Source organism: Neoroseomonas rubea (assembly GCF_016106015.1).
GTDB classification, from domain to species: Bacteria; Pseudomonadota; Alphaproteobacteria; order Acetobacterales; family Acetobacteraceae; genus Neoroseomonas; species Neoroseomonas rubea.
Window position 1 is genome coordinate 1 of the sequence record NZ_JACADQ010000766.1, and the last position, 532, is coordinate 532.

General features: G+C 78.2%; 1 protein-coding gene. It reads right to left on the bottom strand.

Annotated features, from left to right (window positions below):
* Nucleotides 1–532, bottom strand: a 532-nt coding sequence (locus HW577_RS26305) for a tetratricopeptide repeat protein (RefSeq protein WP_198379001.1), incomplete at both ends; no start/stop codon positions are given.

Genomic DNA, 532 nt, shown 5'->3' on the forward strand with positions numbered 1-532 from the left:
CGAAGGCACCGCGCGCCTCGGCCGCCGGCACGCGGGCGGCCAGCGCACGCCGGTATCGGCCAGCGGCCGCAACGCCGCGACGCTCGGCCGTCCCCATGCGCGCGAGTGCCTCCGCCTCGTCCCGCGCGGTGCCTTCGCCCGCGACCTGCAGCATGGCGAAGGCAAAGGCGGCCTCGGGATGCCCCCGCTCGGCCGCACGATGGAACCACAGCGCCGCCCAGCCGGCGTCGCGCGGCGTGCCGTCCCCGCTTTCGAGGAGCCGCGCCAGGCGGTACTGCGCCTCGGCCTGCCCCTGATGCGCCGCACGATGCAGCCAGGGGATCGCGGCCGCGACGTCGCGCCCGCCATCCGGGCGAAAAAGGTGGCTGCCGGCCAGCAGCAATTGCGCGTCGGGATCGCCGAGGCGCGCCGCCTCCTCGATCAGGCGGGCGGCGCGGTCAGGATCGGCGGTCTGACCCCGGGGCGGGCGCAGCGCGCGCAGGCCGTCGCGGTGCAGCATGGCGGCGCGGGCACGGTCCCGCGCCTCGGGTGC